The organism is Halorussus salinus (assembly GCF_004765815.2).
Classification (GTDB): domain Archaea; phylum Halobacteriota; class Halobacteria; order Halobacteriales; family Haladaptataceae; genus Halorussus; species Halorussus salinus.
This window is the reverse complement of sequence record NZ_SBIS02000008.1, coordinates 366,427-383,873: the sequence shown is the minus strand read 5'-3', so window position 1 is coordinate 383,873 and position 17,447 is coordinate 366,427. Positions and strand designations below refer to the sequence as shown.

19 protein-coding genes and 1 pseudogene are annotated in these 17,447 nt (G+C 66.0%); 13 read left to right on the top strand and 7 right to left on the bottom strand.

Features of this window, described 5'->3' with window-relative positions; translation table 11 throughout:
- Nucleotides 1-75: 75 nt before the first annotated feature.
- Nucleotides 76-1,299, top strand: a complete 1,224-nt coding sequence (locus EPL00_RS18820) for an XdhC family protein (protein ID WP_135854016.1) — start codon at nucleotides 76-78, stop codon at nucleotides 1,297-1,299.
- Here EPL00_RS18820 and EPL00_RS18815 read toward each other — a convergent pair.
- Both EPL00_RS18815 and EPL00_RS18810 read right to left on the bottom strand, forming a co-directional pair.
- On the bottom strand, nucleotides 1,269-1,970 hold the full coding sequence (locus tag EPL00_RS18815; protein ID WP_162224270.1) for a nucleotidyltransferase family protein: 702 nt from the start codon (nucleotides 1,968-1,970) through the stop codon (nucleotides 1,269-1,271). The genes EPL00_RS18820 and EPL00_RS18815 overlap by 31 nt on opposite strands.
- A gap of 597 nt (nucleotides 1,971-2,567) precedes the next feature.
- Nucleotides 2,568-2,687, bottom strand: a pseudogene (locus EPL00_RS18810) (IS5/IS1182 family transposase); the annotation flags it as partial.
- Between the two features lie 140 nt (nucleotides 2,688-2,827).
- Here EPL00_RS18810 and EPL00_RS18805 point away from each other — a divergent pair.
- From EPL00_RS18805 to EPL00_RS18795, 3 genes are all read left to right on the top strand, one after another.
- Nucleotides 2,828-3,124 carry a hypothetical protein gene (locus tag EPL00_RS18805; RefSeq protein WP_135854018.1) on the top strand — a complete coding sequence of 99 codons (297 nt, stop codon included), beginning with the start codon at nucleotides 2,828-2,830 and terminating at the stop codon, nucleotides 3,122-3,124.
- A 202-nt stretch (nucleotides 3,125-3,326) separates the two neighbouring features.
- Complete coding sequence (locus EPL00_RS18800) at nucleotides 3,327-3,890, top strand: (2Fe-2S)-binding protein (protein WP_135854019.1); 564 nt, start codon at nucleotides 3,327-3,329, stop codon at nucleotides 3,888-3,890.
- The gene (locus tag EPL00_RS18795; RefSeq protein ID WP_135854020.1) at nucleotides 3,887-6,373 is read left to right on the top strand and encodes a xanthine dehydrogenase family protein molybdopterin-binding subunit; all 2,487 of its coding nucleotides are present in this window, start codon (nucleotides 3,887-3,889) and stop codon (nucleotides 6,371-6,373) included. Before EPL00_RS18800 ends, EPL00_RS18795 begins: the two co-directional genes overlap by 4 nt.
- A gap of 5 nt (nucleotides 6,374-6,378) precedes the next feature.
- Here EPL00_RS18795 and EPL00_RS18790 read toward each other — a convergent pair whose 3' ends face one another.
- Nucleotides 6,379-6,618: a hypothetical protein gene (locus EPL00_RS18790; RefSeq protein ID WP_135854021.1), complete on the bottom strand. Its 240-nt coding sequence runs from the start codon at nucleotides 6,616-6,618 to the stop codon at nucleotides 6,379-6,381.
- A complete protein-coding gene (locus tag EPL00_RS23665; RefSeq protein ID WP_202932695.1) occupies nucleotides 6,615-6,776 on the bottom strand; it encodes a hypothetical protein in 162 nt (53 codons plus the stop codon). The genes EPL00_RS18790 and EPL00_RS23665 overlap by 4 nt, the downstream gene beginning before the upstream one ends.
- Nucleotides 6,777-6,866: 90 nt before the next feature.
- Here EPL00_RS23665 and EPL00_RS18785 point away from each other — a divergent pair, with 90 nt between their 5' ends.
- Nucleotides 6,867-7,082 carry a hypothetical protein gene (locus EPL00_RS18785; RefSeq protein WP_135854022.1) on the top strand — a complete coding sequence of 72 codons (216 nt, stop codon included), beginning with the start codon at nucleotides 6,867-6,869 and terminating at the stop codon, nucleotides 7,080-7,082.
- Here the strand turns inward: EPL00_RS18785 and EPL00_RS18780 are convergent, their stop codons facing one another.
- Together EPL00_RS18780 and EPL00_RS18775 are read right to left on the bottom strand one after the other, a co-directional pair.
- On the bottom strand, nucleotides 7,083-7,586 hold the full coding sequence (locus EPL00_RS18780; protein ID WP_202932694.1) for a CoxG family protein: 504 nt from the start codon (nucleotides 7,584-7,586) through the stop codon (nucleotides 7,083-7,085). It lies immediately after the preceding gene.
- Nucleotides 7,583-8,503: an FAD binding domain-containing protein gene (locus EPL00_RS18775; protein WP_135854023.1), complete on the bottom strand. Its 921-nt coding sequence runs from the start codon at nucleotides 8,501-8,503 to the stop codon at nucleotides 7,583-7,585. Before EPL00_RS18775 ends, EPL00_RS18780 begins: the two co-directional genes overlap by 4 nt.
- 175 nt (nucleotides 8,504-8,678) lie before the next feature.
- Here EPL00_RS18775 and EPL00_RS18770 point away from each other — a divergent pair, with 175 nt between their 5' ends.
- From EPL00_RS18770 to EPL00_RS18750, 5 genes are all read left to right on the top strand, one after another.
- Complete coding sequence (locus tag EPL00_RS18770; protein ID WP_135854024.1) at nucleotides 8,679-9,443, top strand: cyclase family protein; 765 nt, start codon at nucleotides 8,679-8,681, stop codon at nucleotides 9,441-9,443.
- Nucleotides 9,444-9,508: 65 nt separating this feature from the next.
- A complete protein-coding gene (locus EPL00_RS18765) occupies nucleotides 9,509-9,772 on the top strand; it encodes an AbrB/MazE/SpoVT family DNA-binding domain-containing protein (protein ID WP_135854025.1) in 264 nt (87 codons plus the stop codon).
- Nucleotides 9,773-9,775: 3 nt separating this feature from the next.
- On the top strand, nucleotides 9,776-10,177 hold the full coding sequence (locus EPL00_RS18760) for a type II toxin-antitoxin system VapC family toxin (RefSeq protein WP_135854026.1): 402 nt from the start codon (nucleotides 9,776-9,778) through the stop codon (nucleotides 10,175-10,177).
- 112 nt (nucleotides 10,178-10,289) lie between these two features.
- Nucleotides 10,290-12,080, top strand: a complete 1,791-nt coding sequence (locus EPL00_RS18755; protein ID WP_238398250.1) for a glycoside hydrolase family 13 protein — start codon at nucleotides 10,290-10,292, stop codon at nucleotides 12,078-12,080.
- Nucleotides 12,081-12,151: 71 nt separating this feature from the next.
- Complete coding sequence (locus EPL00_RS18750) at nucleotides 12,152-12,526, top strand: CBS domain-containing protein (RefSeq protein WP_202932693.1); 375 nt, start codon at nucleotides 12,152-12,154, stop codon at nucleotides 12,524-12,526.
- Between the two features lie 43 nt (nucleotides 12,527-12,569).
- On the opposite strand, the gene EPL00_RS18745 is transcribed toward EPL00_RS18750, so the two are convergent.
- Nucleotides 12,570-14,495: a CocE/NonD family hydrolase gene (locus EPL00_RS18745; RefSeq protein ID WP_135854028.1), complete on the bottom strand. Its 1,926-nt coding sequence runs from the start codon at nucleotides 14,493-14,495 to the stop codon at nucleotides 12,570-12,572.
- A 231-nt stretch (nucleotides 14,496-14,726) separates the two neighbouring features.
- Here EPL00_RS18745 and EPL00_RS18740 point away from each other — a divergent pair, with 231 nt between their 5' ends.
- The 3 genes from EPL00_RS18740 (at nucleotide 14,727) to EPL00_RS18735 (ending at nucleotide 17,440) form a co-directional block, all read left to right on the top strand.
- The gene (locus tag EPL00_RS18740; protein ID WP_135854029.1) at nucleotides 14,727-16,352 is read left to right on the top strand and encodes a uracil-xanthine permease family protein; all 1,626 of its coding nucleotides are present in this window, start codon (nucleotides 14,727-14,729) and stop codon (nucleotides 16,350-16,352) included.
- 89 nt (nucleotides 16,353-16,441) lie between these two features.
- Nucleotides 16,442-16,564, top strand: a complete 123-nt coding sequence (locus EPL00_RS24120) for a DUF7836 family putative zinc-binding protein (protein WP_274381010.1) — start codon at nucleotides 16,442-16,444, stop codon at nucleotides 16,562-16,564.
- A gap of 120 nt (nucleotides 16,565-16,684) precedes the next feature.
- The gene (locus EPL00_RS18735) at nucleotides 16,685-17,440 is read left to right on the top strand and encodes a ribonuclease H-like domain-containing protein (protein ID WP_135854030.1); all 756 of its coding nucleotides are present in this window, start codon (nucleotides 16,685-16,687) and stop codon (nucleotides 17,438-17,440) included.
- The last annotated feature ends 7 nt before the right edge of the window (nucleotides 17,441-17,447 follow it).

Genomic DNA, 17,447 nt, shown 5'->3' with positions numbered 1-17,447 from the left:
AGGATTTGTCGTGATCCGGGCGAGCGCGGGTCGGCCACGCGAACACCTAAATATCCGCATTTGCTACCACGAAACATGAACGACGAGTCCGACGCGTGGGCCGCCAGCGCGCTGTCGGTCCGCGAACGCCTCCGCGAGGAGATCGCCGCCGATTCTCGGGCGGCCGCCGCCCGTGCCGACGCCGAGGCCGACCCCGTGGACTCGGCGACGGCCGTCACCACGGTCGTCGCGGTCGAGGGGTCGGCCTACCGCCGCCCCGGCGCGAAGCGCCTCGTCGCCGAGGAGGGCGCGGTCGGCGCGATTACCGCGGGCTGTCTGGAAGGCCCAGTCGCCGACCTCGCGGAGACGGCGCTCTCCGAGGGACCGGTCTGCGAGCGGTTCGACCTCACGGGCGACGACGACGCGTGGGGCTTCGGACTGGGCTGTAACGGCGTCATCGACGTGCTGGTCGAACCCGCGGACGCGAGCTTTCGGCCCGCGCTCGACGCGCTCGCGGACGGCGAACGCGTCGCGCTCCTGACGATGGTCGGCGGCGAGGGGTCGGACGGACGCGATGGCTACCCCGACGCTCCGGTCGGCGCGCGGGCGCTCGTCGCCGACTCGGGTGCGGTTCTGGAGACGCCCGATTCACGCCCGGCGCTCCCCGGCGACCTCCTCGAAGCGGTCGGCGAGCGGGCGGGCGAGTTCGCCGCGGCCGGGCGCTCGGACACCGTGACCGTCGAGACCGACCGCGGGACGGCGCGGGTGTTCGTGGACGGTCTCGAACCCCCGCCGGAACTGCTGGTGTTCGGCCACGGCGCGGACGTGCGCCCCGTCTCCCGACTCGCCCGCGACGCCGGATTTCGCGTGACCGTCGCCACCGCGCGCGGCGCTCGGGCCGACGGCGAGCGGTTTCCGGCCGCTCACGAGGTCACCGCCACTCGACCGTCCGAAATCGCGGACGCGATTCCGCGCCCGGCCGAGACCTACGCGGTCGTGATGAGCCACAACTTCGTAGACGACAGGCTGGCCGTGGAGGCGCTACTGGAGACCGACGTGCCCTACGTCGGCCTGATGGGGCCGCGCAAGCGGTTCGAGGAGATGCGCGAGGAGGTCGCCGAGTCCCGGTCGCCCCTCTCGGCCGACGAACTGGAGCGCGTCGGGACGCCCGTGGGGCTGGACTTGGGCGGCGGCGAACCGTACCAGATCGCCTTGTCGGTCGTCGGCGAGGTGCTGGCGGTGTCGAACGACCGCGCGGGCGGTCGGCTGACCGACAGCGAGGGGCCGATTCATCCCCGCTCGGGGTCCGATTCGGCCTGAAGCTCTCGCAGGTCCTCGTCGGTGTCCACGTCCCGGCGAACGCCGGGGTCGGCCACGTCCACCCACGCCACGGGTTCTGATTCGAGGAGGCCCCGGCCGCCCACGTCGCCCTCGATGCTCGCCAGCGCGTCGAAGTACCGCGCGTCGAACAGCACCGGATTCCCGCGCTGGCCGCCGTAGCGTGGCGCGACGATGGCGGGCCGGTCGGGGTTGCCGGGTCGGTCGGGGTTGCCGGGTCGGTCGGGGTCGCCGGGTCGGTTGGGGTCGCCGGGTCGGTCGTGGTCATCGGGTCGGTCGGCGTCGCCGCGTCGCTCGTCGTACTCCCGACAGAGCGCGTCCACCGTCTCGCCCTCGACGCGGGGCATGTCGCCGAGCGCGACGACGAGCGCCTCGGCCCCGCGCTCGCGGGCGACCCCGACCGCGCGCCGGACCGACGTACTCTGGCCCTCCTCGTAGTCGGGATTTTCGACGGCCTCGATTTCCTCGGGGAGCGCGTCGGCGACCTCCTCGGCGTCGTGGCCGACCACCGCGACTGCGGCGTCGAGGCGCGAGTCTACGAGGGTGCTGGCGGCGTGCGCGACGAGTGGGTTCCCGTCGAAGTCGGCGAGGAGCTTGTTCTCCTCGCCGAAACGCGAGCCGGTTCCGGCCGCGAGGAGCGCGCCGAGTATCACGTCCGGAGGTGTGACGCTCGGGTACCTAAAAAGCTGACTCCTCGGGATTCTGTGGGTTTCTTTGGGACATATTTGGTGTCTTTTCGAGTGGCTGTAGATGGTTCTACGGCGTCGGCGTTCGCTGACGGACGAGGAGCGAACGCCGAGTCTCGGCCAGTGAGGCAGTTACGAATTCGTGACTGCCGACTGAACTGTACCGCTACTGCCGCGTACCGGACCGCTCCGTACCACCCTGTCACCGCGAACCGCGCTGAATCCGATACCGAGGAGTCTGCCGTACGGCGACCGCACAGCACCCCACCACGTCCTCCCCAACCGCCTGCGGTCCTCGTTTCACTGCGGTCCTCGGCCCTCGCGCGCGTTGCTCGCGCGCGCCGGGTGGCAGTTAGCCAGAGGACAGACCTAATTTAGCCAGAGGACAGACCTAATCATCTGTTGACGATTCCCGGTCGTTCACCTTAGAGCGTACGTAGCCAAACGGCCCGACCAGCACGTAGTCGATTGCTGAATCTATACTCTATACCTTGTACGGGTCACTTACCAACTGATTGCTAAACCATCATCCCTCGTGGCGTGTCGGTCGTCTGTATTAATGGCTCAGAGTGATTGCTCTACGTTACGAACGAGACCGGTGATAGTGAGTTCACGGAACTGCTTCCACCAGCGTCGTGAGCGGGCGAACGTACCGTAGTTCCGCTTGAGTGTTGAATTGACGGAGAAGTATCGAGCTACGGCACGTTGCTGAACTGCTTCCTCGACAAACCGGAGCAGTCGTGACTTCGGAAGAGTCTGCACTCAGTCACACTACGTACGTGAACCCCTGCGATATTTGAACGTCGCGGGAGACAACACGCTCGATGCCCTCTATCATTGATGAAACCGTGTTCGGCGAACCCTCCAGAGGTGTTGGACTGGTTTTCCTCTGTGGCGCACTTCTGATGGCCGGACAGCAAGGGTACTACGTCATTGTCGGAGGGGCGACACCGTTCTACGCCGGACTATTTGTGATTGCCGGGATGGCTCTCTCCGGCATTGCCGAGTCCCTGCCGGAACCTCGACGACGGGCAGCCGGCGTCTTGCGACTCACGGCACTCGTCGTGCTGGTGAGCATGCTCGTAATTATGGTCGTCACACCCGAACTCATCACCAACTGAGCGCGGTAATCGATTCGAACTCACTGCTGCCGACCGAAGTGTTCTCGATGAGGATTCGCTACGATTGCTGACGATTCACGGGGTGAACCTGCCGTATCAGACGCGACGAACCGAGACACGACGAGGAGCGACGTATCTTACAGTTGATACCCGATTTCGGGACAACGCTTATGCGCTCGCCAGATATATGTCACCATCTACCATGAGTACCGACGACACATCCGGGTCCCTCGACCGCCCGACCGAGGAGATAACGCTGACGGTCAACGGCGAGTCGGTCGCCGCCGAGGTCGAACCCCGCCACAAGCTCTCGGACTTCCTCCGGGACGCGCGGGGACTCCGGGGCGTCCGCGTCGGGTGCGAACACGGCGTCTGCGGGGCCTGCACCGTCCTGCTGGACGGTCGGTCGGTCAAGTCCTGCCTGACCTACGCGGTGCAGGCCGACGGAGCGGAAATCGAGACCGTCGAGGGCTTGGCCGACGACGACGGCTCGCTCCACCCGATTCAGGAATCGTTCCACGAAGAACACGCCCTCCAGTGTGGCTTCTGCACCAGCGGGTTCGTGATGGCGACCAAGGAACTCCTCGGGGAGAACTCCGACCCCGACGACGACGAAATCGAGGCCGGACTCGCCGACAACGTCTGTCGATGCACGGGCTATCAGAACATCTACGACGCGGTGAACCGCGCCGCAGAGAAGATGGACGGGAGGGAGAGAGACGGGGAGCAACTGGACGAGACCGAGACGGATGGAGAAGACCGATGAGTTCCCGCTCCGAGACCGACGGCGAACCGACGGCCGAGAGCGAGACCAAAACCGCCAGCGAGGCGTTCACCGGCCGAGGCCTGAACCGCGTCGAGGACCGGCGCATCCTCACCGGCGAGGCCGAGTACGTCCACGACAAGGCCCCCGACGACGCGCTCCACGTCGCGCTCGTCCGGAGCATGCACGCCCACGCCGTCATCGAGTCCATCGACACCGACGAGGCCGAGGCCCATCCCGGCTGTCACCTCGTGCTGACCGCCGCCGACCTGAAGGACGACTACAACCCGATGCCCGCCGGTCTCCTCGGGTTCGAGGAGTGGTCGCTCGCGGACGGGAAGGCCCGCTACGTCGGGGAACCCGTCGCGGCCGTGGTCGCCGACGACCGCTACGTCGCCGAGGACGCGGTGGACCTCGTGACCGTGAAATACGACACCGAGGAGGCGGTCGTGGACCCCCGTGAGGCCCGCGAGGACGAGGTGCTGGTCCACGAAGACCACGGCACCAACGTCGGCGACCACGAGGAGTTGACCTTCGGCGACCCCGACGCCGCCTTCGAGAACGCCGACCGCGTGGTCGAAGGCTCCTACTCGTGGGGCCGCATCTCGGGTGTGCCCCTCGAAACCGCGGGCGTGGTGGCGGAGTACGACCGGGACACCGACTCGTTCGACATCGACTGCAACATCCAGTTGCACACCTTGGTAGACGATACGGTCTACGAGACGCTGGGCTACGACCCCGACGACGTGAACTTGGAGGTGCCCCCCGACGTGGGCGGGAGCTTCGGCACCAAAATCGCCATCCACCGCTACTGCTGTCTGGCCGCGATGGCGAGCAAGGAGTTGGACCGCCCGGTCGCCTTCGTGGAGGACCGCATCGAGAACCTACAGGGCGGGGACATGCACTCGACCGAGCGCGAGTACGACGTGAAACTCGCGCTGGACGACGACGGCACGATTCGGGCGCTCGACGTGTGGTTCGTGGACGACTTCGGCGCGTGGCCGCGCTACCCCATCAATCAGGTTCTCAAGCCCCTCTCGGTCCTGACGAACGCCTACGACGTGCAGGACGCCCGCTACGAGTACGACCTCGTGTTGACGAACAAGACCTGCCAGACCGCGTACCGCGGGTTCGGCGTCCCGGCCCACCTCTACGCGCTGGAGATGATAGTCGACGAAGCCGCCAGCGAACTCGGTATGGACCCCGACGAACTCCGCCGCCGAAACCTCGTCTCTCCCGACCAGATGCCCTACGAACTCGCCTCGAAGAACCTCTACGACTCGGGGGACTTCCCCGCGGCGCTCGCCCACGTCCGAGGGAAAATCGAGGAGGAACGGGACGGCGGTCTGCTGGACCCCGACCTCGTGGAGTCGAAGCGGGAAGAGGGCAAGTACAGAGGTGTCCGCCCGACGGTTCACATCGAACCCGGCGTCTCCGGTTCGGACTGGACGAATCGCCAGCGGTCCGAGCGCGACGAGTTAGACGACCGGGACCGCGACGACGTGGCCGAACTCCCCGAACACCTCCGCGCCGAGGTCCGCGAGGACGGAACCGTCCGAGCGTTTCTGGCCACCGACTCGTCCGGGCAGGGCCACCAGACGCTCGTCACACAACTGCTGGCCGACGAACTCGACCTCCTGCCAAGCGATATCGAAGTGGTCTACCTCGACAGCGTGGACGCTCCCACCGAGTACGGCACCGCGGCGTCCCGGATGGCGGTCATGCTCTCGGGCGCGGCGCAGGGTCTCGGCGACGAGTTAGTCGGCAACCTCGAACTCCTCGCCGCCGAAATCTGGGACTGCGAGTCCGCGGACGCGACCTACCGCGACGGCGCGGTCTACCGCCTCGACGGCGGCGGTGGCGACGGTGACGATTCGCTCTCGCTCTCGGAGTTGGCGGGTGAAGACCGGGACCGCGACGCCGACGAGCGACTGACTCGCGCGAGCTACGACTACGAACACCCGGCGACCCGACTCGACGAGTTCGACGAGGCGCTCGCCCGGAAGTTCCCGGTCTACCCGACCGCCGCGTTCGCCGCGAACGCGCCCATCGTGGAGGTGGACGCGAAGACCGGCGAGGTCGAAATCCTCAAGTTCTACTCCCTGCGGGACTGCGGGACGCAACTCAACCCGACCATCGTGGAGGGGCAAGCCCACGGCGGCCTCGCGCAGGGCATCGGCGCGGCGCTCCAAGAGGAGTTCGCCTACGACGCTACTGGCCAACCGCAGGCCATCACCCTCTTCGACTACCGACTGCCGTCCATCGAGAACGTGCCCGAGATGGAACTCGACCACACCGAGACTCCTTCGCCGTTCACCGCGACCGGCGCGAAGGGGACCGGCGAGGGCGGGATGATAGACGGCCCGGCGGCCATCGCCTGTTCCGTCAACGCCGCGCTGGAACCGCTCGGCGTCACGGCCGACCGAATCCCGTTCACGCCGAACCGAGTCCGCGAGCGGATTCGGGAGCGAGGGACCGAGGACTGACTTCGCTATTCGCCGACCGTGTGGTAGAGCAGACCCACCATCATACTTCCCCACCCGAAGTTGCCGACGCCAGCGAGCAACGCCCCGACGGCCCACGCCAGCGGTCGGTCGGCGTCGTTTGCGTTTGCGTTTACGTAAACGGCAGTCGCCACCAACACCGGCGGGACGAACGGCGTGAGCAACGCGAGCAGTTCGGCGGCCCACGGGTTCGGCCCGAGGAGCGTCTGAACCGTCTGGAGGGTCATTCTCGGGACTCGACCTCCCGTCGGTCGTTCGAGAGAAAGATGCTCGGTTCGCCGCCGAAGTACACGTCGAGCGCCCGCAGCGCGCCGATGTACGTTCCGGAGGCGATGACGGTGACGGTGACCAGCAGGAAGAACGCGTACCCGACCAGTTGGTACATGGCTGGGCGTCTCTCGACGCTTCGGATAAAAATATCGGAACGCTAACCCCTCGCTATCAATTTATATTCGGTGCATACGTCGTGTCGGCTATGGCGACCGACGACGCGGCCGACGACGCGACCGACGAGGAGAACCGCGACTGGGGCACGGGCATGGCGATGGGCATCGCGGTCGGGACCGCAATCGGGGCCTCGTTCGGCGCGGCGACCGGCGACCTCGCGCTGTGGCTCTCGACGGGCATCGCGCTCGGGGTCGCGATGGGCGCGGCGTTCGCGACCGGGATGTCGGACGCGGACGACGAGTAGTCAGTCTTCCAGCGACGCCTCGGCGTCCGGCTTGCCCTCTAACTTCGACTCGGCCGGTTCGCCCTCCTTGGCTTTCGCCTCCAAGTCCGCGAAGAAGTCGTTGACCATCTTGTTCGTCACGCTCCCGAGCGCGCGCTGGCCCATGCTCGCTATCATCCCCGACACGTCGGTCGAAGCCGACCACTCGGCGGTCGTGCCGCCGTCGCCGTTCTCGACCAGATTCATCTCGGCCACCGCGTCGAAGGCGTTGCGCGAGGCGTTGCCGTCCATCTGCATCTTCAGGACCGAGGGCCGGTCGGTCTCGGTCACGACCATCTCCACGTCGAAGGTGGGCTTGACGCTCCCGACGCCGACCGCGATGGTCGCCGTGACCTCGTGGGGCGACTCCAGCGTGATGGAGTCGGTGCCCGGCGCGCACGCCGCGAGTACGTCCGGGTCGGTGAAGTAGTTCCACAGTTCGTCTCGGGGCAGGTCTGACTCGAACTCGCCTTCGAATTGCATCATGGGTGGTGGTCGGTGGGGGTGTCGGTCTCCGCGCCGGTCGCTCGGTCGTAGGATAGTGACAGCGAGCGCCGCGCGTACTCGCCCGCGACCTCGACTTTGAACTCGCTGTCGGCGTGCATCTCGTCCTCGGGGCTGGCCGCCGCCGTCGCCGCCTCCGCCGCGGCCGCCAGCGTCTCCTCGGAGAGCGGTTCGCCTTCGACCGCTCGCTCGGCCTCCTCGACCCGCAGGGGCACGTCCGCGGCGTTCGCCAGCGCGAGGCGGGCCTCCTCGATTTCTGACTCCTCGGCGTCGGGGTCGTCCACCCGAATCGCCGTCGCGGCGCTGACGGTCGGCCACGTCTGGGCGGTCGGCTTGAGTTCGAGGAACGCCATCCCGGTGCGCTCGGGCGGGAACGGGTCGGTCGGCACCTCGGCGGCGGTGATAATCTCGTCCTCCGCGAGGTCGGTGAACATGTACGCGATAAAGTAGTCCGAGACGGGGAGTTCGCGCTCGTCGTCGGCCGAGACGACTTCGAGCGTCGCGTCGAGCGCCACCAGCGCGGCGGGGTAGTTCCCCGCGGGGTCGGCCTCGCCCAGACTCCCGCCCAACGTCCCGCGGTTCCGGACGCTCGGCCCGGCTATCTGCTCGGCGGCCTCGGGGAGCATCGGCAGTTTCTCGGCCAGCAACTCGGAACGCTCGATAGTTCGATGGGTGGTCATCGCGCCGATTGCGATCGCGTCCTCGCGCTCCTCGACGTACTCCAAGTCTTCGACGGTGTTCAAGTCAACGAGGAGGTCGGGCGTCGCCAGTCGGTTCGCCATCACGATGCCCAGCGACTGGTTGCCAGCGAGCAGTTCGGCGTCCGAATGCTCGGCCAGCAGGTCGGCGGCTTCGGCGACGGTCGTCGGTCTGTGGTATTCGAACGGGGCCGGTTTCATGTGCCTGATTTGTCGAGTGTCGTTCGGGGGTTTAGTCGGGGGTCGAGCGGATACGGAACTATCACGTAGGCTCCTCATAAACCTTGGTGTGTATTACCATGTCCAATGTGTGTTATCCTCTGCCAATCTTTAAGACCCTTCCGCGACTGTTCGCACGGACAGAGGAGACCCCCGAATGTTAGATGGATACCAGATGCACGACCTGACTCAGCCGTGGTCCCAAGACACGCCCGCGTGGCCGACCTACGACAACCCGAAGGTGTGGTACGAGAAATCGCTCGACACCGAGAAGGTCAACGGTCAGAAGATAGAGTTCATGAATCACACCGGCACCCACCTCGACGGCGAGAAGCACTTCGTCGCCAGCGGGCGGGACATCGAGTCGATGGGGTTGGACGAGTTGGTCGGCGACGCGGTAATCGCGGACATCTCCGACGAGGTGGGCGACTACGATGTCTACACCAGCGACATGATAGAAGACGCGGTGGACGTGCGCGAGGGCGACATCCTCTTCGTCCACACGGGCTACCAGAAGTACGCGTGGCACCGCGAGGAGGCCGACCCACACGCCTTCTTCTGCAAGCATCCCGGCCCGAATCAGGAGTTCGCCGACTGGTGCAAGGAAAAGAATTTGAACTACCTCCTGTTGGACTGCGGGAGCGCCGACCACCCCATGAACACCGTGATTCGGGACGTGCGCCCCGAGTTGGCCCGCGAGGCCCGCGAGAAACACGGCGTGGACGACTTGGACGAGATTTTCCCGCCGGAGGGCTACCAACTGATGCACACCGAGTTGTTCCCCGAGGGCATCGTCCACGTCGAGAACGCCCAAGTCCCCGAGGAGTTACTGAACGAGCGCGTCCAAATCGGCACCTTCCCGTGGCGGTTCCGCGGCGGGGAATCCTCGGTCTGTCGGTGCGTGGCGTTCGAAGAGACGTAACTCGACTTTCGACTCCGTTTCGTGATACGGGAAGACTTTAGGTTTTTCCCGTACTACGAACGGTCATGTCGAAATCGACGGACGAACGCGGTCGCATCTATCTCCCGAAGGAAGTACGTAAGCGGTTCGGCGAGCGATACCGAATAGTCGAACTCCCCAGCCACGTCGCTCTCTTCCCCGTAGACGAAGACCCGTTGGAAGGGCTTCGAGACGCGGTCGGCGACGCGTTCGAGGGAGCCGACGCAGCCGACTTGAAACGAGAGACGCGCGAGGCTATCACTCGGGAAGTCCAAGAGGAAGCCGAGAGTCGAACGAAGACCGAGGAGTGACCGATGTACGTCGAGACGGATTTCCTGACGGCGTTGGTGAAAGACGACGATTGGCTCCGCGAACCCGCGATTCGAGCGCTCGAAGAACGCGACGACGTTCACACGTCGATTCTGGCGTACGCCGAAGTACTGGTGTTGTTCTACGACCGCGGACGGTCCGAGTACGAAATCGACGCACTGCGGGCCATCTCTAACTTACTTGAGTTGGTTCCCATCAGGCCCGACGAACACGAAGAGGCCGTTCTCGCCGCGGCCGCCTTTCTGGACGAGTACGATTTGACACCGTTCGATGCACTCCATGCCGGGGTCGTCGCAACCAGTGAGGGTCGTGTGCTGTCGAGCGAGAAGGATTACGACGCCGTCGGTCTCGAACGAACGCCGTTGGCGGGCTACGGCGAGAAGTGACGACCGGCGCGCGCGTCTCCTTTCCGGACAGTCGAATCGACTTTGGGGGACCTCCGGCGATTTTCTCGAAGTCGGACACGCTTATTATCGCGCTTCGCGTCTCCTCCGAGGCGTGACGGACAATTCGGACTCGACGGACCCCGACCGGGCGTGGTGGAAAGAGGCCGTCGTCTACCAAGTCTATCCGCGGAGTTTCAACGACTCGGACGGCGACGGCGTGGGCGACCTGCGCGGCGTGGTCGAGAAGGTGCCGTATCTGGACGACCTCGGCGTCGATATCCTGTGGCTCTCGCCGGTGTACGACTCGCCGATGCACGACAACGGCTACGACATCCGCGACTACCGGGCCATCGCCGACGAGATGGGCACGATGGCCGACTGGGAGGACCTTCGGGACGCGCTCCACGAGCGAGGCATGCGACTCGTGATGGACCTCGTGGTCAACCACACGAGTTCCCAACACGAGTGGTTCCAGAAGTCCCGGCGGCGCGACGAGGGTTACGACGAGTTCTACTACTGGCGCGACCCCGACGAGAACGGCGACCCGCCGAACAACTGGATTTCGCTGTTCGGCGGGTCGGCGTGGACCTACGACGACGAGCGCGACCAGTACTACCTCCACCTGTTCGACGAGAGCCAACCCGACCTCAACTGGCGCAATCCCGAGGTCCGCGAGCGAATCTACGAGACGATTCGCTGGTGGATGGAGAAGGGCGTGGACGGCTGGCGGATGGACGCCATCAGTCTCATCTCGAAGGAGGAGGGCCTGCCCGACACCGACCTCGAAACCGACTGGTTCGGCGCGGAGTTCTTCAACGGCCCGCGAATTCACGAGTACATCCGGGAACTCTACGACGAGGCTCTTTCGGACTACGACTGCGTGACCATCGGCGAGACGCCGGGCGTGACGATGGAGCAGGCCCGCGAGTACAGCCGCGACGGGATGGACATGCTCGTCCACTTCGACCACATGGACGTTACGTACGGGCCGGGCGGCAAGTGGAGCATCGACCACCTCGACCTCGACGCGCTCGCGGCGAGCGACGACCCCGGCGACCTGCTAGACGAGTGGGACCTCCGGGACCTCAAGGAGGTGATGGGTAAGTGGCAGGACGGCCTCGAATCCGAGGGCTGGAACAGCCTCTATCTGGGCAGCCACGACCAAGCGCGCGTCGTCTCGCGGTTCGGCGACGACGGCGAGTACCACCGCGAGTCCGCCACGCTCATCGCCACGTTCCTCCTGACGATGCGCGCGACGCCGTTCGTCTATCAGGGCGACGAAATCGGCATGACGAACGTCGAGTGGGAGTCGCTCGAAGAGTGCCGCGACGTGGAGGCCGTCGGCCACGCCCGGAAACTGATGGACCGGTACGACTGCGACTTCGAGGACATCTCGTCGGTCGTGACCCACCGAAGCCGGGACAACGCCCGCACGCCGGTCCAGTGGTCCGCCGACGAGACCGCGGGCTTCACCGAGGGCGAGCCGTGGATAAAAGTCAACGACGACGCCGACCGCATCAACGTCGAGGAGGCCCGCGCCGACTCCGAGTCGGTCTGGCACTACTACCGGGAACTCATCGAGTTGCGCGGCGACGAGGAGGTGCTGGTCTACGGCGACTACGACCTGCTGTTCCCTGACCACGAGCAGATTTACGCCTACACGCGGACACTGGCGGATGAAGACCGAGCAGACGGCCGAACCACCGGCGAGCGCACTGACGCCGAGCGCGCACTCGTCGTCCTGAACTGGTCCGAAGAATCCGCTCGCTTCGAGTTGCCCGACGAGGTGGCGGTCGGCGACCCGCGACTGCTGGCGAGCAACTACGACGACACGCCAGCGGACCCTACCGCGCTCGACCTGCGGCCCTACGAGGCGACCGTGTACCGACTCTCGTCGGGGTAGGTCGCCGGAACAATCGCCAGAGATACTGACGCTATGGAAACTCCCTTGTCCGTCCCTCCCGTTTTGCGGGTATGAGTTCCAACGACAGGCCGACCGTCGGCGACGTAATGTCTTCGCCACTGGAGACGATTTCGAAGGACGCGACGGTGATGGAAGCCGCCCAGCGGATGCGCGAGGAGGACATCAGCGCGCTGGTCGTCCCGACCACGCCGCGGGCGATCGTCAGCAGTACGGACGTTCTCGACGCCGTGGCCGACGGACGCGACACCTCGGAGTTACGGGTCTCGGACGTGATGACGACCGATGTCGAAACCGCGACGCCGGACCTCTACATGGAGGAGGTCGCCGCGATGATGACCACCTACGGCATCAAACACCTCCCGGTCGTGGACGACGGCTACGTGGGGATGGTCTCCTCGACGGACGTGACCGCCCACCTCTCGTAGTCTCGGGGCCGACTCGTCGCTCCCGCGGTCGAATCGGACGAAGTCACTCCCGTGGTCGAATCGGCAACTCGACGTGGGTCGGGTTGTCCGCTTCGTGGTACACCGTGTTCTTCGCTACCTGATACTCCCGGTCGCCGTACAACGGCCCGCCTGTGTTGTGGTTCACGTCGTAGCGCGGGAAGTTCGAAGACGAGATGTCGAGCCGAATCCGGTGGCCCTCGCCGAAGACGTTCGCGGTCGGGTACGGTTCCATGTAGAACTCGTAGACTGCGCCCGGTTCCACGAAGTCCGGGTGGTCCCGATACCCCCGGTAGCGCGCCCGACAGATGGAGTCTGAGAGGTTGAGCGCGAACCCGTCCGGGAACTCGCTACTCGGCGGATACTCGTCGATGAGTTTCGCCGTGAAGTCCGTGTCGGGCGCGTCGGTCGAACCGAACACCCGGACCCGAATCGGCCCGGCGATTTCGACCGCCTCGGAAAGCGGCGGCGTCCGGAACACCAACACGTCGTCGCGCTCTTCGAGGGGCCGGTACGGCGGGTCCGCGAAGTAGGTGTCCTCGCGGGTGCGCTGGTCGAAGCCTCCTCGGCCGGTCATGTCCAGCAGTTTGCGCTCCGCGAGGGGGTACTCCAGAATCGACTCGTCGCGGGGTTCGTAGCTGATGTACGACGAGCAGTTGCCCCCGAGCGTCGGCACCGGATTCTTCGGGTCGAACTCGTAGGTCGTCGCCGACTCGTCGGCGTCCGGCTTCTCGGGCGCGAGCGTCCCGTCTCCGTGCGCGAAGTACTTCGTGAACTTCGTGCCCGGCAGTGGCCACTCGTCGGCCTCGGCCCACCGCCCACCGTGGAACAGGCGGCCCTCGCCGGTCTGGCTTCCTTTCGGCTTCTGGTCCTTTTCTGCCTCCGCTCCGCCAGTCGCGCCCATCCGGAAGTACTCGACCGTCGGCTGGTCGCTCCACGTCTCCTCGCCTTTCAGGTAGTGGTCGAAGAATCGGAGACGCGTCTCTTGGTAGTCCCGCAGGGCCGCCTCGCCGAACGCCAACTCGCCCGAGTAGGGCTTGTTCCACGACGGCAGGGGGTAGGCGTTCCAGCCGTGAGTCCACGGCCCGAGGAGCAAGAAGTGGTCGGCCTCCTTCGCCGCGGCCAACTCCTCAAAGTTGTCGCAGGTCGCCTTGGTGTACGAGTCGTACCACGCCCCGGCGTACACCGTCGGCACGTCCGCGCTCTCGTCGCGGAATCGCTCGAAGTTGATTCCGGGCGACTGCCAGAGGTCGTCTTCCGCGTCGCCCGACTCCGCGATGTCGAACAGCCACTCCTCGTACTCGGGGACGTGGCGAAGCGGCGACTGCCCGCGGTGGACCGGGCCGTCGGCCAGCACCTCGCGCACGTCCACGTTGGCGAGTCGCTGTTGGATACTCGAATCGTCCAGCGCGCGCTCGGCGAACCCGCCGCCCAAGGTCAGCGCCCAGCAGAGCCACCGCAACTCGAAGGCCCCGTTGTGCCGAAACGTCGCCTCGCGGCCGTTCGACGCGCCCTGATTCACGAACATCGCCGCGAGGTGGTCGGGGTCCTGAGTGGCGAGCGCCGACTGGACCCACGCGCCGTAGGAGGTGCCGACGGTCCCGACCTGCCCGTCGCAGTAGTCGCGCTCGCCGAGCCACTCCACGGCGTCGTGACCGTCCTCGGCCTCGTTGGCGAAGATGTAGTAGTCGCCGTCGCTATCGAACCGGCCCCGGCAGTCCTGAATCGCCACGACGTAGCCCCGCTCGGCGAACCACTCGCCGTGGCGCTCCATCCGGCCGCGTTTCCCGTACGGCGTGCGGTCGAGCAGGGCCGGTTTCGGCTCGGCTATCGGCTCGCCGGATTGGGGGTCGGCGGGCCGGTACACGTCGGTCGCCAGCGCCACGCCGTCGCGGGTCTCGACGGGGACGTTCAGGTCGGCGTGGACGCCGTAAGTGGGTCGTGAGACCATACCCCACACTTTCGAGGCACGGCCAAATAGATTGCCCCGCGACCGTCGGGAGCGACGACCGAGGAGGTCGATTTCGCGGTTCTCCTCGAATCCGAGTCTTCCGGCCGTAGAACCCGAAAAATTTACCGGTATATTTATGCCACCTGTTTATGCATTGGTAGCTATGCTGCTCGTGCGCACCGTTATCACGTCACATGAACTACACGACGACCGAACCGCGGGTGAGACTCGATGAGCGGGTCCGACGACTTCGAGGAGGTAGAGAAAGACTTCGCGCCCGAGGGGCCGTCGGCGAGCGCGGACGCCGAGGCCTCGGTGGACATCGCCTACGGCATCGACGACAAGCCGCCCCTCGCCGAGTCGGTGCTGTTGGGCTTCCAGCATTACCTGACGATGATCGGTGCAACGGTGGCGATTCCCCTCGCGCTGGCGGGCGCGATGGGGATGCCCGGCGGCACGACCGCGCGGCTCATCGGCACGTTCTTCGTCGTCTCGGGCATCGGCACGCTGGCCCAGACGACCATCGGGAACCGCTACCCCATCGTGCAGGGCGGGACGTTCTCGATGCTCGCGCCCGGTCTCGCCATCATCGGCGTCATCGCGTCGAACGGCGGCGGGTGGGAGATAATGATACGCGAACTCATGGGCGCGGTCATCGTCGCCGGGTTGGTGGAGGTGTTGATAGGCTACTTCGGCGTCATGGGTTGGCTCAAGCGCCACATGGGACCGGTGGTCATCGCGCCGGTCATCGCGCTCATCGGACTGGCGCTGTTCAACGTCCCCCAGATTCAGAACCCGAACTTCGGCGCGCCCGGCACCGGGCAGAACTGGTGGCTGTTGGGGCTGACGATGGCGCTCATCGTCGCGTTCTCCCAGTACCTCGACCGCTACCACCGGTCGTTCCGACTCTTCCCGGTCCTGCTCGGCATCGCGTCGGCGTGGTCGATAGCCGCGCTCCTCTCGGTGATGGGCGTCTTCGCCTCGGGGTCGGTCAGCTACGTGAACCTCGGGTCGGTCGCCAGCGCGCCCTTGCTTCAGCCAATCTACCCCTTCCAGTGGGGCATGCCACTGTTCACGCCGGGTTTCATCATCGGGATGGTCGCGGGGATGCTCGCCTCTGCCATCGAGAGTTTCGGCGACTACCACGCCGTCGCCCGGATGGCCGGACGCGGCGCGCCCAACGCCAAGCGCATCGACCACGGCATCGGCATGGAGGGACTGGGTAACACCTTCGCGGGTATCATGGGCACCGGGAACGGTTCGACCTCCTACACCGAGAACGTCGGCGCGATAGGCATCACGGGCGTCGCCTCGCGCTACGTCGTCCAAATCGGGGCCGCGGTGATGATTCTCGTCGGCTACTTCGGCCCGGTCGGCGCGCTGTTCGCCACGATTCCGGCACCCATCATCGGGGGTCTCTACATCGTGATGTTCGGCCAAATCGCCGCGGTCGGCCTCTCGCAGTTGAAGTACGTGGACTTGGACGCCAACCGCAACGTCTTCATCGTCGGGTTCGCGCTGTTCGCGGGCCTCGCGATTCCGGGCTACATGTCCAACGTCGGCGCTGGCATGGAGATGTCGGCCTCCGCCGCGTTCCAGCAGGGACTGGCCTCCGTGCCGCTCCTCGGTCCGGTTCTCGGGACCGACGTGGTTTCGACCACCATCTTCGTCATCGGCGGCACCGGGATGGCGGTCGGCGGCATCGTCGCGTTCTTCCTCGACAACACCATCCCCGGCACCCGCGAGGAGCGCGGCCTGACCGCGTGGGCGGACCTGACCGAGGACGACGGCGAGTTCCAGTCGTTCCTCGACCGGCGCTCCTCGGACGCCGACGACCCGGCACAGCGCGCCGACTGACCTCCGTCTCCGCACTCGTCGCTCCCGTCGCGGTCCTCGCCGCTCGCAGTACCCCACACTTTTCTGTCAGTAGTCTCGAAGGCCCGCACATGGGGAGCGACACCTACCTCTGCCCCGATTGCGGTTGGACCGGGACCGAATCGAAACTCGACCGGAGCGGCGACGACTACCACTGTCCGATCTGTCGCGCCAGCATCCGCGTCGAGGCGTAGTTCGACCCGTCGTTTGCCGTCCCACCGCCCGCCGATAGTCACGCTCGCCTCCGACCGCCAGCCACTCCGCCGCCCCCGAATCACCTACGATTAAGAGCCTTCCCGCCAACCGACTCCCCAATGAAACTCCAGAACTCCTTCATCGCCGCGAGCGGGGTGGGCGAGAAGACCGAGCAGAAGCTCTGGAAACGGGGCGTCACCCACTGGGACGACTTCGAGGAGGACCTCCTCGGCCCCAAAACGGGGCGGAACGTCCGAGAGTTCATCGACGCCGCGCGCGACCGACTCGACGCCGGGGACGCCGACTTCTTCGGCCAGAACCTTCCCAGCGGGAGCCTCTGGCGGGCCTACGACAACTTCGCGGATAGCGTCTGTTTCTTCGACATCGAGACCACCGGCCTCGACAGCGCGCGCCACGACGTGACCACGGTCAGCCTCCACCGCGGCGGCGACACCCGGACCTACGTGCAGGGGAGAGACCTCACCGCCGAGGCGCTTCGCGACGAGTTCGCCGAGTCGAGCATGCTGGTCTCGTTCAACGGCAAACGGTTCGACCAGCCGTTCTTGGAGGACAGTTTCGAACTCGACGTGACGACGCCCCACCTCGATTTGATGTACACCTGCAAGCAAATCGGTCTCTCCGGCGGCCTGAAGAACGTCGAGCGCGAGGTCGGCATCGACCGCGCCGACGACGACGTGGACGGCCGCGAGGCGGTCCGCCTCTGGCACCGCTACGACCGCAACGAGGACGACGCCGCGCTCGACCGCCTCGTGAAGTACAACCGCGAGGACACCGAGAATTTGCGGGACCTCCTCGAACACGTCCACGGGAGCCTGCGAGCCGACGTGTTCGACCCGTACGTGCCGGACGAGTGAGCCGACG

What these genes read in the sequence shown, in the direction of transcription:
- EPL00_RS18820 (WP_135854016.1), top strand. Translation starts at nt 76, where the DNA reads ATGAACGACGAGTCCGACGCGTGGGCCGCCAGCGCGCTGTCGGTCCGC.
- EPL00_RS18805 (WP_135854018.1), top strand. Translation starts at nt 2,828, where the DNA reads ATGCCCTCTATCATTGATGAAACCGTGTTCGGCGAACCCTCCAGAGGT.
- EPL00_RS18800 (WP_135854019.1), top strand. Translation starts at nt 3,327, where the DNA reads ATGAGTACCGACGACACATCCGGGTCCCTCGACCGCCCGACCGAGGAG.
- EPL00_RS18795 (WP_135854020.1), top strand. Translation starts at nt 3,887, where the DNA reads ATGAGTTCCCGCTCCGAGACCGACGGCGAACCGACGGCCGAGAGCGAG.
- EPL00_RS18790 (WP_135854021.1), bottom strand. Translation starts at nt 6,618, where the DNA reads ATGACCCTCCAGACGGTTCAGACGCTCCTCGGGCCGAACCCGTGGGCC.
- EPL00_RS23665 (WP_202932695.1), bottom strand. Translation starts at nt 6,776, where the DNA reads ATGTACCAACTGGTCGGGTACGCGTTCTTCCTGCTGGTCACCGTCACC.
- EPL00_RS18785 (WP_135854022.1), top strand. Translation starts at nt 6,867, where the DNA reads ATGGCGACCGACGACGCGGCCGACGACGCGACCGACGAGGAGAACCGC.
- EPL00_RS18780 (WP_202932694.1), bottom strand. Translation starts at nt 7,586, where the DNA reads ATGATGCAATTCGAAGGCGAGTTCGAGTCAGACCTGCCCCGAGACGAA.
- EPL00_RS18775 (WP_135854023.1), bottom strand. Translation starts at nt 8,503, where the DNA reads ATGAAACCGGCCCCGTTCGAATACCACAGACCGACGACCGTCGCCGAA.
- EPL00_RS18770 (WP_135854024.1), top strand. Translation starts at nt 8,679, where the DNA reads ATGTTAGATGGATACCAGATGCACGACCTGACTCAGCCGTGGTCCCAA.
- EPL00_RS18765 (WP_135854025.1), top strand. Translation starts at nt 9,509, where the DNA reads ATGTCGAAATCGACGGACGAACGCGGTCGCATCTATCTCCCGAAGGAA.
- EPL00_RS18760 (WP_135854026.1), top strand. Translation starts at nt 9,776, where the DNA reads ATGTACGTCGAGACGGATTTCCTGACGGCGTTGGTGAAAGACGACGAT.
- EPL00_RS18750 (WP_202932693.1), top strand. Translation starts at nt 12,152, where the DNA reads ATGAGTTCCAACGACAGGCCGACCGTCGGCGACGTAATGTCTTCGCCA.
- EPL00_RS18745 (WP_135854028.1), bottom strand. Translation starts at nt 14,495, where the DNA reads ATGGTCTCACGACCCACTTACGGCGTCCACGCCGACCTGAACGTCCCC.
- EPL00_RS18740 (WP_135854029.1), top strand. Translation starts at nt 14,727, where the DNA reads ATGAGCGGGTCCGACGACTTCGAGGAGGTAGAGAAAGACTTCGCGCCC.
- EPL00_RS24120 (WP_274381010.1), top strand. Translation starts at nt 16,442, where the DNA reads ATGGGGAGCGACACCTACCTCTGCCCCGATTGCGGTTGGACCGGGACC.
- EPL00_RS18735 (WP_135854030.1), top strand. Translation starts at nt 16,685, where the DNA reads ATGAAACTCCAGAACTCCTTCATCGCCGCGAGCGGGGTGGGCGAGAAG.